Below are 15,321 nucleotides of genomic sequence, written 5' to 3' on the forward strand. Positions count from 1 at the left end.
TGGCATAACGATCACCATGATATTGATCGAATCGCAATTGAATTGATGCCACTGTCCCGACAAATCTCCACCACAACGCCGGTATTGTCGCGCCGATTCGCGGGCAGGTTGGGCCTGTTCTATGGGGCCGTGTTCGTGCTGTCGGGCACGCATCTGCCGTTCTTTCCCGTGTGGCTACGGGCAATCGGGCTCGACGCCGGATGGATCGGCGTGATCATCGCCGTTCCGGCCGTGACCCGCTTTACCGTCTTGCCCATGATCACGGCGCTGGCGGAACGACGGCAGGCGCTCCGCAGCGCGATGCGGGTGACAACCTTCGCCACTGCGACCGGCTTTGCGGTGCTCGGCTTTCAGCAGCAGCCATGGCTCGTCTTTGTCGCGTATGTGATCCTCTGCAGCCTGTGGACTCCGGTCGTGCCGCTGACGGATGCGTATGCGCTGCGTGGTGTTCTCAGCTTCGGTTTGAACTACGGCCGCCTGCGGCTCTGGGGATCCGCGGCCTTCATTGTCGGCACGCTGCTGTGCGGTGCGCTGGCCGACGTCGTGGCATCCTCGGAGCTGATCTGGATCATCGTCGCGGTGGCGCTGTGCGGTGCGGCGAGTAGCCTGCTGCTGCAGGCGCTGCCGCCGCTGCCGCGCAGTTCAGGTCCGGCGCAGGATGGGCGCAGCCTGCTAGGCAGGCCGAGCTTCCTCTGCATCATCGGCGCTTCGGCGCTGATCCAGGCCAGTCACGCCGCCTACTACACGTTCTCCGCGATCGAATGGAAAGCGCAGGGGCTCAGCGGGCTCACGATCGCCTGGCTCTGGACCATGGGTGTGCTGGCGGAAATCGTGGTGTTTGCGGTGTCGCCGCGCCTCACGCTGGCGTCTGCAAATTTGGTCGTGATCGGCGCAGTGGCGGCGGTGCTGCGCTGGGCCCTGACGGCGCAAGAGCCGCATGCGCTCGGCCTCGCGGCGGTTCAGATCAGCCACGGTTTTACGTTCGGACTGACGCTGGTCGGAACGATGGGACTGCTGGTTCGCCAGGTCCCGCCGCAACTGACGGCGCGAGGGCAGGGCTACTACGCTGCGGCCAGCGGCGTCGTCGGTTCGGCGGCATCGGCGCTGTCGGGGCCGGTCTACGCGGCCTACGGGCCCGGCGTCTACTACGTGATGGCGGCCATGGCCGGGGCCGGCGGCGCGCTGATGTGGTTGGCGCGCCCGAGCCTCGCGCGTCAGCCCCACAACGCCTGATCGGGTGGATAGACCAGGCTGCCGTCGTAGTGCAGTCCGTGCGCACAATCCTCGGCCAGCAGCAGCGGACCGTCGAGATCGACGAAGCGCGCCAGCGGCGTCAGCAGCATGGCCGGCGCCATCGACAGCGACGTGGCCACCATGCAGCCCACCATGATCTCGAAGCCGAGCGCGCGCGCCGCGTCCGCCATCGCGAGCCCTTCCGTCAGCCCGCCGGTCTTGTCGAGCTTGATGTTGACGGCGTCATAACGTCCGCGCAGCGCGTCGAGTGAGTTGCGGTCGTGCACGCTTTCGTCGGCGCAGACCGCGAGCGGTCGCGAAATGCGCGCGAGGGCGTCGTCCTGCCCGGCCGGCAATGGCTGCTCGACCAGGGTGACGCCGGCCTCGGCGCAGGCGGCGAGATTGGTTTCCAGATTGGACTCGGTCCACGATTCGTTGGCGTCGACGATCAGTTGCGATTGCGGCGCGGCCGCGCGCACGGCTGCGATGCGTGCCGGATCGCCGTCACCGCCGAGCTTGATCTTGAGCAGGGGGCGATGCGCCGCCTTTGCGGCGGCCTTGGCCATGAGCTCGGGCGCGCCGAGCGAAATCGTGTAGGCCGTCACGCAGGGCTCCGGCGCGCGGCGCCCGAGCAGGTCCCAGATGCGCCGGCCGCTGCGCTTGGCTTCGAGATCGAGCAGCGCGCAATCGAGCGCATTGCGCGCCGCGCCCGGCGGCATCGCCGTCTGCAGACCGTCGCGATCGAGACCGGAGGCGATGGCGCCCTGCATCGCGAGCAGCGCGCTCAACGTCGCTTCGGGCGTCTCGTCATACCGCGGGTAGGGGACGCATTCGCCACGGCCGACGATCGCGCCGAGCCGCAGCTCCGCGATGACGGTGACGGCCTCTGTCTTGGCGCCGCGACTGATCGTGAAGCTGCCGGCGATCGGCCAGCGGCCGACATGAGCGTCCAATGTGGGAAAACCGTTCGAGGTCATGATCAAGTTTGGCCGATTGTGAACCGGATTGAGCCGCTTGGGGACTTGCGTGCGGGGAGCGACTATGGCTGTTGATGGGGGTCTCCGGCAAGGTGGTGGCGACGCGGTGGGATTTTTCTCGTCAAGGAGCGGACATCTGACGTTCCGAGGATTGCTGTGAAGGGCGGCCCCGATCTGCAGAGAAGCGGTGAAGGCAATGCGCTGTCGCTGCGCGCGACCGGCGCCTGGACTGCGCCGTTCGCGCCGTCGCTGGAGCGGCTCGTTGCCGATGCCGAGAAGCTTGCCGGCAAGAAGGTCGATGTCTCCATCGACGTGTCGCAGGTCTCGAAGCTCGATACCTTCGGGGCCTGGCTGATCGAGCGGCTGCGCCGCAGCTTCACCACGGGAACCGTCGAGGCCAGGATCGACGGCCTGTCCGCGAACTACGCCAGCCTGGTCGACGAGGTGCGCCGTGTCAGCGCCGCGCCCGATGGCGATGCAACCACGGTGACCATCACCGGCATGCTCGGGCAGATCGGCCGCAGCGTTGCCGGTATCGTCGGCACGGTGGCCGCGCTGATCGACATGCTCGGCGCCGTGATCGTCGCCAGCGGCCGGGTGCTGATTCATCCCGGCAGCTTCCGCCTGACCTCGACCATCCACCATCTGGAGCAGGTGTGCTGGCGCGCGGTGCCGATCATCGTGCTGATCACCTTCCTGATCGGTTGCATCATCGCCCAGCAGGGCATCTTCCATTTCCGCAGGTTCGGCGCCGACATCTTCGTCGTCGACATGCTGGGCGTGCTGGTGCTGCGCGAGATCGGCGTACTGCTGGTCGCGATCATGATCGCCGGCCGCTCGGGGAGCGCCTATACGGCCGAGCTCGGCTCGATGAAGATGCGCGAGGAGATCGACGCGCTGCGCACCATGGGCTTCGATCCGATCGAGGTGTTGATCCTGCCGCGCATGCTGGCGCTGGTGATCGCGCTGCCGATCCTGTCGTTCCTCGGCGACATCGCCGCGCTCTATGGCGGCGGGCTGGTCGCATGGTTCTATGGCGGCGTCGATCCCGAAGCCTTCCTGCTGCGGCTGCGCGATGCGATCTCGATCGACCACTTCACGGTGGGCCTCCTGAAGGCGCCGGTGATGGCCGCCGTGATCGGCATCGTCGCCTGCGTCGAGGGCTTGGCCGTGCAGGGCAGCGCGGAGTCGCTCGGGCGTCACACTACGTCGTCGGTCGTGAAGGGCATCTTTTTTGTCATCGTGATGGACGGCGTATTCGCGATCTTCTTCGCGGCGGTCGGGATGTGATCTGACATGACGCAGGAGGTGTCCGATCCGATCATCCGCGTGCGCGACGTGACCGTGCAGTTCGGCAAGACGCGCGTGCTCGACGGGCTCGATCTCGACGTCAGGCGCGGCGAGATTCTGGGCTTTGTCGGTCCCTCCGGCGCCGGGAAATCGGTGCTGACCCGGACCATCATCGGCCTGGTGCCAAAGCTGTCGGGAAAGATCGAGGTGTTCGGCGTCGACCTCGATGCGGCCGATCGCGCCGGCCGCCGCGCCGTCGAGCGCCGCTGGGGCGTGCTGTTCCAGCAGGGTGCGCTGTTCTCCTCGCTGACCGTGCGGCAGAACATCCAGTTCCCGGTGCGGGAATATCTCAAGGTCTCGCAGCGGCTGCTCGACGAGATCATGGTCGCCAAGCTGGTGATGGTCGGATTGCGGCCCGATGTTGCCGATCGTTTCCCGAGTGAATTGTCCGGCGGCATGATCAAGCGCGTGGCGCTGGCGCGGGCGCTGGCGCTCGATCCCGAACTCGTCTTCCTGGACGAACCGACCTCCGGGCTCGACCCGATCGGGGCAGGCGATTTCGACGAGCTGGTGCGCACCCTGCAGCGCACTTTGGGACTGACGGTTTTCATGGTAACCCATGATCTCGACAGCCTTTATACGGCCTGCGACCGCATCGCGGTGCTGGGCGACGGCAAGATCATCGCCGCGGGATCGATGGCCGACATGCAGGCCTCGGAGCATCCGTGGCTGCGGCAGTATTTCCACGGCAAGCGGGCTCGCGCCGTGATGGGGTAGCGTACAGCGCCCCACGGACGAATTTTTGTGAGCGGGAGTGGGGACTCCCGCGACCAAGTTGATGGGGTGGGTGCCGCGGTCCGGCGCCATCCGAGATCGCACGGCGGCGGCTGGGATGTCCGCTGAGACGTGCTTGTACCGGAGTTGGTAATGGAAACGCGGGCGAATTACGTCCTGATCGGATCGTTCACGCTGGCCGTGCTTGCCGCGGCGGTCGGCTTCGTCCTGTGGTTCCAGAGCCTGCACACCACCAAGCAGCGCAGCCCGCTGCGCGTCGTGTTCGAGGGGCCGGCCGCGGGCCTGCGCAACGGCGGCAGTGTCAATTTCAACGGTATCCGCGTCGGCGAGGTGATCTCGGTCAAGCTCGACAATCCGCGCCGCGTCGTGGCGCTGGCAATGGTCGAGAACAACGCTCCGATCCGCAAGGACACGCTGGTCGGCCTCGAGTTCCAGGGTCTCACCGGCGTCGCTGCCATTTCACTGAAAGGCGGCGAGGAAGCCGCGCCGCCGGTGCCGCTCGATGAAGACGGCGTCCCGCTGCTCCGCGCCGATCCGACCCGGCTGCAGGATGTCACCGAGGCGATCCGCGCCACCTTGCAGAACATCAACAAGGTCGTCGCCGACAACCAGGAGGCGGTGAAGAACTCGATCAAGAATCTCGAGGTCTTCACCCAGTCGCTGGCGCGCAACTCCGAGCGCATCGACGGTGTGATGAGCCGCGTCGACGGCATCATGGGCAAGGCGGATACGTTGATGCTCGGCCTCAACACGCTCGCCGGCGGCAAGGACGGCGGCGAGCTGTTCCTGACCGTGAAGTCGATCCGTGAGCTCGCCGAGGATTTCGACAAGCGCTCCGGCGCCCTGATGGCCGACGGCCGGCGGACGCTCTCCGACATCAGCCGCGCCGTGAACAATTTCGATCGCAACCCGACCCGCGTCCTGTTCGGCGCCAGCAGCTCGACTACGAGCCCGAGCAATGCCCAGGCCTCTCAACCCGCGCCCGCCGCGCCGACGACAAGTGGGCGGCGCTGAGGGATTGGCGAGTAGCGAATGCGGCGTAGCGAGGAGGGCGAGCGAGCCCTGACGCTGTGCGCCGCTGGCGTTGGCTTTCTGGTGTTTTGTCTGCTCTGACATCTCCCAGTATCGGCATCGTGCGCCGCCTGCAGGGGGGGAGGGTGACACGGAGGTCGCGGCGCGTTCCGTCGTCATCATCAGGGTTGGCGACGATCGCGCGGAGCGGCCGCACCACCTCATCTCGATCATGAACCGGAGCATGATGCCTTTCCGCCAAATCGCTTTGGCGCGGGCGACGGGCTGGCTTGGCCGAAGCCGAAAAGTCTTCATTGCATACCCAAAAGCAGAACGGAGGCCTTTCGGCCTCCGTTCCTTGTCTGTTGCTGGTCGGCTCCTCGCCATCCGCTACTCGCTCTTTCCCCTCCCGTCAGGCCAGCCGTCCGGCGGCGTGGGCAAGGAGGGTGTAGACTAGGCCCGTCTCCGAGGTGAGCTGCGCGCGCAGCGCCTGCGGATTGCGGTCGTCGCGGGCGACCTCGTCGAGCAGCCGCTCGAACTCGGTGATGTAGCGGTCGACCGTCTGCTTGAAGGTGCGGTCGGCGCGGTACTTGCGGGCGACCTCGTCGAACGCCTTCTGGCCGGCCGGGGTGTACAGCCGCTTCGAGAACGCCTTGGTCTCGCCGCGCTGGTAGCGATCCCACATCTCGGCCGCGAGATTGCGGTCCATCAGCCGGGCGATGTCCAGCGACAGCGACTCCAGCGGATTGCCGGGCTGCTGCGGCTGCGCCGGTCCACGGCCGCGCGGCGGGGTCTGGCCGGCCGTGCTGTTGTCGGCGCGGCTCAACAGGTCGGACAGCCAATTGTCGCTGCGCTGATCGGCGACCGGGCCCATCGGCGGCGCCTCGACCCGGCGCGGCGGGGGCGGCGGAGCCGGGGGCTGCATGCCGAGATCCGGCGGCGGCAGGTTGGCGACGCTGGTTGCGGCCGGCTCGCGCAGGCGCATGTCGGGCCGGCCGCCAACGGCAGCGGCGACGACCGGAACCGGCTCTTCCTGGCGCATCACCGCCGCGGGGGCAGCGACCGCCGCGGGACGCGACGGGCTGACCACGTCGAGTCCACGGCCGTGATGGGCGACGATGCGGTTGAGCTCGGCCAGCGCCTCGATCTGGTCGACGATGACCTTGCGCATCTGCGCGGTGCTCTCGGCCGCCTCCTGCGGCATCTCCAGCACGCCGCGGCGCAGCTCGTTGCGGGTGGCGTCGAGCTCGCGCTGCATCTCGGCCGTCATCTGCTTCATGCTCGAGACCAGCGACGCGAACTTCTCGGCCGACTGCTTGAACATCGCATCGGCTTCCTGCGTGCTCTGCTGGTAGATCTCCTGCATCTGCTGCGTCGTGAGGCGGCGTTCCTCCTCCGCATTGGTGCGGATGGCCTCGAACTGCCGGCTGAGCGCGGTCGAACCCGCTCCCGCCGTTTCCGCCACGACCCGGGCGATATCGCGCGCCCGCTCCTCGGCGGCCGCCAAGGACTCGTCGAGCAGGGTGGTGAAGCGCGTCAGGCGCTGGTCGAGATCGGCCGTGCGCAGGTCGATGGTGGTGACCAGCGATTCCAGCGTCGTCTTGCGGTCCGAGATCGAGACGGTCGCGTCGCGGTTGCTCTGCTCGACGATGGCGGCGGCCTCGATGAGGGCCTTGCCATGGGCGTCGAACTGGCTCGACAGCGAGTTGAGATCCTCGAGCGCCTTGGTGGTCTTGACGTTGAAGACGCTGAGCTGGTCCTCGAGGTTCTGCGTCGCAGTGCCGTTGCGCGAGGTGACGTCGTTCATCGCGGTCACGAAGTCGGCGACGCGGGTGACCAGCGCGCGCTCCAGCGAGTTGAGGTTGTCATGGGCGCCGGTCAGGACCTCCTGCAGCAGGATGTTGCCCTCACGCAGCCGCTCGAACAGCGCCACCGTGTCGGTGCGCAGGATCTTGCTGGTCTCCTGCATCTCGGTGACCGCCGCGACCGACACCTGGCGCGACTGCTCGATCGCAGCACGCGAGGCATGCTCCAGCTCCTTGAGCGACTTGGTGATGGCCGTGGTCGCAACCTCGCTCGCCGAGGTGATCGTGCGGGCGACCTCCGAGCCGTTGCCGTTCACGGTCTGCGCGAAGGCCTGGCCGCGGATCTCGATCGCCTTCAACGCGTCGGTGGTCACGCGATCGATTTCGATCGTCAGCTGGTTGGTCTTGGAGTTCAGCGTCTCGACCAGCGTGCCGCGCTTGCCGTCGAGCAGCTGCGACAGCCGCTCGCTCTGCTGCTGGACATAGGTGACGATCTCGTCGGTCTTGCCGGTCATGGCCGAGCCGAACGAGTTGCCCGCGGCGAGCACGGAGCGCTCGATCTCGGTCGAGGTCGACTTCACGCGGGTGGAGACCTCGTTGGAGGCGGCCACCAGCGCGCTCTGCGCGTTCAGCGCGCTGCTCTGGATCGCGTCCGTGGTGTTGGCCGCGACCGCATTGATCGACTTCTCGATCTCGGACGAGATCGCCTTCAGCTGGCCCGCGGTATCGGTCGAGGTCGCCGTCAGCACGGTCTGCGCCTCGCGCGCGCCGGCGACGATCACCGCGACCGTCTCGGTGGTGGTCGTGGTCAGCACCGCCTGCGCTTCACGCGCGCTGCCGACCAGCGTGGCGGCGGTGTCGGCGGAGGTCGCGGTCAGCGACATCTGCGCCTGGCGGGCACTGTTGAGGATCGAGGTCGCGGTGTCGGCGCCGACGGACGACAGCGTCCGCTCGACATCGACGGCCAGCGACTTGACGTGCTCGGCAACCTCGGTCGAGGCGGTCACGAGCTTGGTCTGGACGTCGCGGGCGCTGTCGACGATCACGGCGGCGGTGCTGGTGCCGACCGCGGCGAGCGTGCGCTCGACGTCGGAGGCCAGCGACTTGACGTGGTTGGCGGCTTCCGAGGAGGCGTTGATCAGCGTGGTCTGCGCCTCGCGGGCGCCGCCGGTGATCGTTTCCGCGGTGGTGGTGCCGGCGATCGAGAGCGAACGCTGCACGTCGACGGTCAGCGCCTTGACTTGGTCGGCCGCTTCGCTCGATGCCAACAGCAGGGCCTGCTGGGCCTCGCGCGCGCCGGCCGTGATGGTCTCGGCGGTCTCGTTGCCAGCGCTGGTGAGCGAGCGCTGCACATCGGCCGCGAGCGACTTGACGTGCTCGGCCGCATTCGAGGACGCCGACACCAGCGTGTTCTGCACCTCGCGCGCGCCGGCGAGAATCGAGGCCGCAGTGGCGGAGCCCGCCGCCGTGAGCGCCTGCTCGACGTCGACCGCGAGCGACCGGACGTGGTTGGCGGCGTCGGAGGAGGCCGACACTAGGGTGTTCTGCGCTTCGCGAGCGCCGGCCAGGATCGACGCTGCGGTGGTCGAGCCCGCCGCCGTGAGGGTGCGCTCGACGTCCGACGACAGCGACTTGATCTGGTTGGCGGTCTCGCCGGAGGCCGTGACCAGCGTCGCCTGGGCCTCGCGGGCGCTGCTGAGGATCGCATCGGCGGCGCCGCTGCCGGCGCTGGAGAGGGCGCGCTCGACCTCGGCGGACGTATTCTTGAGCTGCGAGCCGACATCGGTGGAGACGCTGAGCAGCGACTGCTGCGCCGTGCGCGCGCCGGTCTGGATGGTCTCGCTGGTGTTGACCACGAGGTTGGTCAGGGCGCGTTCGGCGTCCTCGACATGCGACTTGATGCTAGCGGACAGCAGCTCGGCGCGGGTCATCAGCTCGTCGCTGGCCTGGCGGCCGCTGCTCTCGATGCGGCCGGCGACCGCCTCGACGCGCGAGCCGAGCAGGTCCTCGAACTGCGACACGCGCTGATCGATCTCGCTGGCGATCGAGCCGACCCGGGTCTCGATGCCCTGATGGATGTCCTGGAAGCGCGCGGTGACGGCTTCGGTCAGCTCGAAGCTGCGGCCGTCGATGATGTTCGACAGGCTGACGATGCGCGCGTCGATGGCTTCGAGCGCCTTGTCGGTGCCGTCCGTCAGTGACGACGTCAGGATGTTGAGGCGGGAATCGATCGACTGGATCGCCTGGGCCGAGCCGTCGGTCAGCGACGTCGTCAGCACGGTCAGCCGCGTGTCGATCGCGCTTAGCACCTGCGCGGCACCGTCGGTCAGGGAGTTGGAGAGGGTGCCGAGGCGGCCTTCGATCGTCGCGGTGACCGAGGTCGCGCGGGTGTCGAAATTCTCCTCGAGCGCCTTCAGCCGGCCATCGACGCTGTCGTCGAAGCTCTTGATCTTCGAGTCGAAGGTGGAATCGAAGCTGCTGATCCGCGCCTGCATGTTGGTTTCGAACTGCGTCAGCCGCTGGTCCAGCGTCGCGGTGATCTCGCCGCTGTTGGTCGACAGCCTTGTGTCGAAGGTGTCGACATAGGTCTTGAGATTGTCGGAGATCTCCTGGGTGCGCTGGCCCATGCGCTCGACGATCTCGCCGCCATAGGTCTTCACGGTGCGGTCGAATTCGGTGATGTGCCGCGTGATCAGGGCTCCCAGGGTGGAGCTGTCGCGCGCAAAGCGCTCGGCGAGCTCCGTGCCCTGGTTCTTCACCAGCTCGTCGAAGGCGCTGATCTGCATCGACAGCGTGTCGTGGGTGCTCTCGGTCTGGCTTACGACCTTCGCAACCAGCGAGTTCACGGTCGCGTCCAGCGACTCGCTCGCCTTTTCGCCCGAGGTGACGATGTGGCCGGACAGGCGCTGGCTGGCCTCGTCGATCTTGGTGACGAGATCGCCGCCGCGCAGCTCGAGTTCGAGCAGGAGGGACTCACCCGACGCCTTCAATGAATCATGGACCTGCTCGGTGCGCACCGAGATGCCGTCGACGATCGCCGCCGTGCGCTGCTCGAACTCGCTGGTGATGCGGTCGATGCGCTCGTTGAGCATCTCGTGGACGCGGTCGGACAGATCGGCGAACTCGTCGTGGACGTGGCCGGTCTTGAAGTTGAGGCTGGTCGTCAGCCGCTCGGAGGCGTCGAGCACGGCGCGGGTGGTCTCGGCGCTGGCTTCCTCCAGGCGGTCCAGCAGGTCGCCGCCGCGCTCGCCGAGCGCGAGGATCATGTTGTCGCCGGCGTTGCTGAGGGCTGAGGTGATGTGGGCGCCGCGCTCTTCCAGCGCGCCGGTGATGCTCTTGGCGACCTCGTCCACGCGCGAGGCGATCGCGTCCGAGATCAGCGCGATGTCGTGGCGCAGATCGATCTGCACGCCGGAGATGGCGCTGCGGACCTGCTCGGCCTGACCGACCAGGTTGTCGCGCTGATGCGCGATGTCCTGGAGCAGGGCGCGGATGCGGACCTCGTTGTCGCTATAGGCGCGCTCGAGCGCGGCGACCTCGTTGGCGACCAGCATTTCGAGCTCGCCCGCGCGCGCGATCGCGCGCTCGACGCCGTCGCCCATCGCCGCGACCTCGCGGCGGATGGCCTGGCCGACCGTCACGATCGAATCGCTGACGGCGCCTTCCGGCTCGGAGAAGCGAATCGCGACCTGCGCCATCGACTGCGCGATGATGCGCAGCTCCTGGCCGCGCCAGGCGAGGCTCGCGAGGAAATAGAACAGCAGGACAGGGGCGAAGAACACGGCGGCAAGGCCGGCGAGCACGAGCACGCCGCCGCTCTGGCCGATCAGGGCCTGCAGCGCGGGCAGGAATCCGATGGTCAGCAGGACGCAGCCGACGATCCAGATGCCGGCAAACACGGTGGCCATCGTGTAGACGCCGCGTGACGGGCGGCCCTTCTGGATCGCCTGCAGCAGCTGCCCGATGGTCTCGCGATCGTCATTGGCGGGACGGCGCGCGGCGATCGGCGGCGGCTCGATCTCGTCGAGGCTGGGACCGCGGTCGGCGCCGGGGCGGGCGTCGAACTGCTCGAACCCGCCGCTCGGCATGGCCGGCATCGTCCCCTCAGCGCGCGCCTGGCCCTGCGAGTCCTGGGGCGCGGACGAATCGCTGATGTTCAAAGCCTCCTGAATGGCGGACAGCGCAACTTCAGTCGGGTCTTTGACCTTTTTCGGGGTGTTCGCCATGTTGAGTCCGAGCCCTCGTCTTAATTTCGTTCCGGCGAGCCGCGTACGAGTACCCCCTCGAAGCGCTCGAACCGGACGTCATCCCTCTGCAGGCACCAGGGGTGGCAAATTCCGCCGGGTGACCCACTCCATCCGGGGATCATCCTATTGGCAGTGCCTGTTGAAAGAAATGGTCGTGGTTAAGAGATTCTTAATCATCGTTAACAGCAGCCGCCGTTAACACTTTGATGTTCTGCGAATTCCCGTTTCGGCCGCGATTGGGGCGGACACTGGCCCAAATCGCGGCAAACCCGCGGCAATCGGTCGGTAACGATACATTAACCATTGTCGTGCTTGGCTCACCACAGGGGCGCACAGGATGCGTCCGCCGGACCGGAATAGCCGCCATGACTCCCGACCTGTCACGGATCGAATGGATGCCCTCGCCACCGCTGGTTCCCGATGACGGGCCGATCAGCCTCGACCTGCTGCGGCGGATGACCCTGGGCGACACCGCGCTCGAGCGGGAAGTGCTCGAAATGTTCTCCACCCAGGCCGTCCGCCTGCTGGAGCGGCTGCAGATCATGCCGGAGGATGCGGCCACCGTCGCCCACACGCTCAAGGGCTCCGCCCGCGCCATCGGCGCCCTCGACGTCGCCGACGCCGCCGAGGGCCTCGAAGCGGCCCTACGGGAGGGGGATCCCGAGTCGGCCCTGGCCTGGCTCGGCACGGCCGTCGCACAGGCCCGCGCCGCCATTTCGGACATGCTCGCGGCGTCCTGAGCGGCCATCCGCGGCACTAGCGCGGAGCAGGGCGGTCCGTTATAGGACAGCCCGACCTCATTCCCTGCGCAGTACGAGCACACATGGCCAAGATCACCTTTGTCGACCACACCGGCGAATCCCGAACCGTTGACATCGAGAACGGCGCGACCGTGATGGAAGCGGCGATCCGCAACGCCATTCCGGGCATCGAGGCCGAATGTGGCGGCGCCTGCGCCTGCGCGACCTGCCATGTCTATGTCGACGAAGCCTGGCGCGAGAAGGTCGGCCCGCCGACCCCGATGGAAGAGGACATGCTCGATTTCGGCTACGACGTCCGGCCGAACTCGCGCCTCGCCTGCCAGATCAAGGTGTCCGACGAGCTCGACGGCCTCGTCGTCGCGACGCCCGAGCGTCAGGCCTGATCTCCCGCTTTCGGCCTCCCTGCTCACGGCATCTCCCGACTGGCGCCGTCCGGCCTAGGCCGGCGGCGCTGCGATCGTCGCGCCGCGGCGCGCCCACGGCTTCAACGCCGCGATGACCTGCGGCGTCAGCGGCGCCGGCTTGCGCGTCACCTCGTCGATGAGCACCATGACCGCCGTGGCCGAGGCCACGCAGCGCCCGTCCGAGAACACGACCTGCTCGCAGGTCACGGATGTCCGCCCCAGCTTCACGACCCCCAGACCCAGCTCGATTGTGCCCGGCCAGCGCAGCTCGGCGCGGAAATGCATGTCGAGCCGCACCATGATCCAGGCGAGCCCATCCTGCAGCAGGCCGTGGCGCGGGTCCTTCATCAGCGTCACCCGGCCGGTCTCGAAATAGGTCGCGTAGACCGCATTGTTGACGTGCTGGTTGGGGTCGAGGTCGCCGAAACGGACATTGTCCGTGAGGCGGTAGGGGAAGTCCTCGAGCACAGGCGTCTGGTCGTGGCGGGCGGTCTCTGTCACCGATTGATCTCCATCATTCCGTCTCTTCTTCAAACCTCGCTAGGCTCCTCGCTGCAAGCCGCCCTCGGCGCGGAGCGGGGCGGCTTTTGTGCCTTCCCTGAACCCGGGCCGTTGGCTACAAATTCGGAACCGCCATCTGCCGCCATGTTCCGAGCGGCACCTCCAACGAGAAGAGCGACATGAGTGAAGCGATCAAGACCGATGTGCTGATCATTGGCGCGGGTCCCTGCGGACTGTTCGCCGTATTCGAACTGGGGCTGCTCGACATCAAGGCGCATCTGATCGACATCCTCGACAAGGTCGGCGGGCAGTGCGCCGAGCTCTATCCGGAGAAGCCGATCTACGACATTCCAGGCGTGCCGATGGTGACGGGGCAGGGCCTCACCGATCAGCTGATGGAGCAGATCAAGCCGTTCAGTCCGACCTTCCATCTCGGCGAGATGGTCACGAGCGTGGAGAAGATCGGAGATCCCGGCTTTCGCGTCACCACCGACGCGGACAAGGTGTTCGAGTGCAAGGTCGTGGTGATCGCGGCCGGCGGCGGCTCGTTTCAGCCGAAGCGTCCGCCGGTACCGGGCATCGAGGCCTATGAAGGCACGTCGGTGTTCTATGCCGTGCGCAAGATGGAGCAGTTCCGCGACAAGAACGTCGTCATCGTCGGCGGCGGCGACTCCGCGCTCGACTGGACGCTCAATCTGCATCCCATCGCCAAGCGCATCACGCTCATCCATCGCCGTGACGACTTCCGTGCGGCGCCTCACAGCGTCGAGCAGATGCGCGCGCTCGTCGCCTCCGGCAAGATGGATCTGCGCATCGGTCAGGTCACCGCACTCGAAGGCGCGAACGGCCAGTTGTCCGCAGCGACTATTAAGGGCAACGACAATGCGGTCGAGACCATACCCTGTGAGATGATGCTGCCGTTCTTCGGGCTCACGATGAAGCTCGGTCCCGTCGCCGACTGGGGCATCGCGCTCGAAAACAATCTGATCCCGGTCGAGACGTCGGCGTTCGAGACCAGCGTGCCCGGTATCTTCGCGATCGGCGACATCAACACCTATCCGGGGAAGATCAAGCTGATCCTGTGCGGATTCCACGAGGGGGCGCTGATGGCGCAGAAGGCGCACCGCTACGTGTATCCGGAGAAGCGGCTGGTGTTCCAGTACACGACGTCGTCGTCGAGCCTGCAGAAGAAGCTCGGCGTGAACTAATTTGCTGCTGTGATGGAACCCGGCGCCGCCGGACCAACTCAAATGTGAAGAAATGTTTCCTGCGCGTGCCGGTTTCACCGGCACGCCAGACCTGTTATGGGCTGGAACGGTGCATGAAACGGTCGTACTGTGCGGCCATTCATTTTTTGACTTGGTCAAGGTGAGATGATGATGCGCAATGCGTTTCCCCGACTTCGGCTCGTGTCTCCTGCTGCGACGTTTGCGCTCGGCGCGCTCGTCGTTGCCGGTGCGCTGCTGACGCGGCCGGCGCTGGCGGCAGAGCCGACCGCGGCCGGGCTGTGGCAGAAGGTCGAGGATGGCCGGCCGGTCGGATGGTTCCTGTTCATCGATCATGACGGCGTGTTCGAGGGCGTGATCGCCAAGACGTTTCCGCGTCCGGGCGACAATCCGAACGAGGTCTGCTCGAAATGCGCCGACGACCGCAAGAACGCGCCGATCCTCGGCATCTCCTTCGTGCGCGACATGAAGCGCGAAGGCTTGAAGTACGAAGGCGGCAACGTGCTCAATCCGCGCGACGGCAACATCTGGAAGGCCAACATGAAGGTCAGCCCGGACGGCCAGTCGCTGACCTTGCGCGGCTATCTCGGCTTCTCGCTGCTCGGCAAGGACGAGACCTGGGCGCGCCTGCCTGATACCAACATGGCGCAGATCGACCCCGCCATCATCGCCAAGTACTTGCCGGCACAGGCGACGACCGCGACCGCTCCAGGCGCGAAGCAGGCGCCGCCGATGATGAAGAAGCCGGCGCCGGCGAAGTAGTTCGTCGCACGACCGAGGCGCGGGTGATGAGCGTCCTGTGCTATCTCGCAGTGACATGATGTCGCGATCTCGCGGCGCATTGCGTCCGAGCTGTGATGAACCGTGACCCTCTCGACGTGAGAGGGCGCAGGGAATGCCGGGTGATGGCCTCACCCATGGCCCGCCTGCGTAAAAAAATGCAGGCGGCAGGTACCACAGGTGCAGCCGGATCAACCCGGCATTCCCTGCGCGATGGCTTTACGAGTAGAGTCGAGGAAGGGCGCGGTGGCTTGGGCCATGCGGCAACGCCCCGTTTCCCTTCCCCGCTCA

11 protein-coding genes are annotated in these 15,321 nt (G+C 66.8%); 8 read left to right on the forward strand and 3 right to left on the reverse strand.

Annotated features, from left to right (window positions below):
- Nucleotides 1-45 precede the first annotated feature (45 nt).
- Nucleotides 46-1,233 (forward strand): MFS transporter, encoded by a 1,188-nt coding sequence (locus ACQR1Y_RS29375; RefSeq protein WP_434879127.1) that lies wholly within the window; start codon nucleotides 46-48, stop codon nucleotides 1,231-1,233.
- Here the strand turns inward: ACQR1Y_RS29375 and dgcA are convergent.
- Nucleotides 1,215-2,210, reverse strand: a complete 996-nt coding sequence (dgcA, locus tag ACQR1Y_RS29380) for an N-acetyl-D-Glu racemase DgcA (protein ID WP_434879128.1) — start codon at nucleotides 2,208-2,210, stop codon at nucleotides 1,215-1,217. The genes ACQR1Y_RS29375 and dgcA overlap by 19 nt on opposite strands.
- A gap of 156 nt (nucleotides 2,211-2,366) precedes the next feature.
- Between dgcA and ACQR1Y_RS29385 the strand changes: the two genes are divergently transcribed.
- The 3 genes from ACQR1Y_RS29385 (at nucleotide 2,367) to ACQR1Y_RS29395 (ending at nucleotide 5,309) form a co-directional block, all read left to right on the forward strand.
- Complete coding sequence (locus tag ACQR1Y_RS29385) at nucleotides 2,367-3,500, forward strand: MlaE family ABC transporter permease (protein ID WP_434859575.1); 1,134 nt, start codon at nucleotides 2,367-2,369, stop codon at nucleotides 3,498-3,500.
- Between the two features lie 6 nt (nucleotides 3,501-3,506).
- Nucleotides 3,507-4,277, forward strand: coding sequence for an ABC transporter ATP-binding protein (locus ACQR1Y_RS29390; RefSeq protein WP_434879129.1), 771 nt, complete (start codon nucleotides 3,507-3,509; stop codon nucleotides 4,275-4,277).
- Nucleotides 4,278-4,427: 150 nt separating this feature from the next.
- Nucleotides 4,428-5,309 carry an MlaD family protein gene (locus ACQR1Y_RS29395; RefSeq protein WP_434859577.1) on the forward strand — a complete coding sequence of 294 codons (882 nt, stop codon included), beginning with the start codon at nucleotides 4,428-4,430 and terminating at the stop codon, nucleotides 5,307-5,309.
- A gap of 409 nt (nucleotides 5,310-5,718) precedes the next feature.
- On the opposite strand, the gene ACQR1Y_RS29400 is transcribed toward ACQR1Y_RS29395, so the two are convergent.
- A complete protein-coding gene (locus tag ACQR1Y_RS29400; RefSeq protein WP_434879130.1) occupies nucleotides 5,719-11,337 on the reverse strand; it encodes a methyl-accepting chemotaxis protein in 5,619 nt (1,872 codons plus the stop codon).
- Nucleotides 11,338-11,723: 386 nt separating this feature from the next.
- Between ACQR1Y_RS29400 and ACQR1Y_RS29405 the strand changes: the two genes are divergently transcribed.
- Nucleotides 11,724-12,098: an Hpt domain-containing protein gene (locus tag ACQR1Y_RS29405; protein ID WP_434879131.1), complete on the forward strand. Its 375-nt coding sequence runs from the start codon at nucleotides 11,724-11,726 to the stop codon at nucleotides 12,096-12,098.
- A gap of 83 nt (nucleotides 12,099-12,181) precedes the next feature.
- Nucleotides 12,182-12,502, forward strand: a complete 321-nt coding sequence (locus ACQR1Y_RS29410; protein WP_012028715.1) for a 2Fe-2S iron-sulfur cluster-binding protein — start codon at nucleotides 12,182-12,184, stop codon at nucleotides 12,500-12,502.
- Nucleotides 12,503-12,556: 54 nt separating this feature from the next.
- Here ACQR1Y_RS29410 and ACQR1Y_RS29415 read toward each other — a convergent pair whose 3' ends face one another.
- Nucleotides 12,557-13,024: an acyl-CoA thioesterase gene (locus tag ACQR1Y_RS29415; RefSeq protein WP_434879132.1), complete on the reverse strand. Its 468-nt coding sequence runs from the start codon at nucleotides 13,022-13,024 to the stop codon at nucleotides 12,557-12,559.
- Between the two features lie 179 nt (nucleotides 13,025-13,203).
- Here ACQR1Y_RS29415 and ACQR1Y_RS29420 point away from each other — a divergent pair, with 179 nt between their 5' ends.
- Both ACQR1Y_RS29420 and ACQR1Y_RS29425 read left to right on the forward strand, forming a co-directional pair.
- Nucleotides 13,204-14,232 (forward strand): NAD(P)/FAD-dependent oxidoreductase, encoded by a 1,029-nt coding sequence (locus ACQR1Y_RS29420; protein WP_434879133.1) that lies wholly within the window; start codon nucleotides 13,204-13,206, stop codon nucleotides 14,230-14,232.
- 171 nt (nucleotides 14,233-14,403) lie between these two features.
- A complete protein-coding gene (locus ACQR1Y_RS29425) occupies nucleotides 14,404-15,012 on the forward strand; it encodes a DUF2147 domain-containing protein (RefSeq protein WP_434879134.1) in 609 nt (202 codons plus the stop codon).
- Nucleotides 15,013-15,321: the final 309 nt, after the last annotated feature.

This window comes from Bradyrhizobium sp. HKCCYLRH3099, from assembly GCF_051167855.1.
Taxonomy (GTDB): Bacteria; Pseudomonadota; Alphaproteobacteria; order Rhizobiales; family Xanthobacteraceae; genus Bradyrhizobium.

Bases quoted from the DNA above. Each gene is read 5' to 3' on its own strand.
- ACQR1Y_RS29375 (WP_434879127.1), top strand. From the start codon at position 46: ATGCCACTGTCCCGACAAATCTCCACCACAACGCCGGTATTGTCGCGC.
- dgcA (WP_434879128.1), bottom strand. From the start codon at position 2,210: ATGACCTCGAACGGTTTTCCCACATTGGACGCTCATGTCGGCCGCTGG.
- ACQR1Y_RS29390 (WP_434879129.1), top strand. From the start codon at position 3,507: ATGACGCAGGAGGTGTCCGATCCGATCATCCGCGTGCGCGACGTGACC.
- ACQR1Y_RS29395 (WP_434859577.1), top strand. From the start codon at position 4,428: ATGGAAACGCGGGCGAATTACGTCCTGATCGGATCGTTCACGCTGGCC.
- ACQR1Y_RS29400 (WP_434879130.1), bottom strand. From the start codon at position 11,337: ATGGCGAACACCCCGAAAAAGGTCAAAGACCCGACTGAAGTTGCGCTG.
- ACQR1Y_RS29405 (WP_434879131.1), top strand. From the start codon at position 11,724: ATGACTCCCGACCTGTCACGGATCGAATGGATGCCCTCGCCACCGCTG.
- ACQR1Y_RS29410 (WP_012028715.1), top strand. From the start codon at position 12,182: ATGGCCAAGATCACCTTTGTCGACCACACCGGCGAATCCCGAACCGTT.
- ACQR1Y_RS29420 (WP_434879133.1), top strand. From the start codon at position 13,204: ATGAGTGAAGCGATCAAGACCGATGTGCTGATCATTGGCGCGGGTCCC.
- ACQR1Y_RS29425 (WP_434879134.1), top strand. From the start codon at position 14,404: ATGCGCAATGCGTTTCCCCGACTTCGGCTCGTGTCTCCTGCTGCGACG.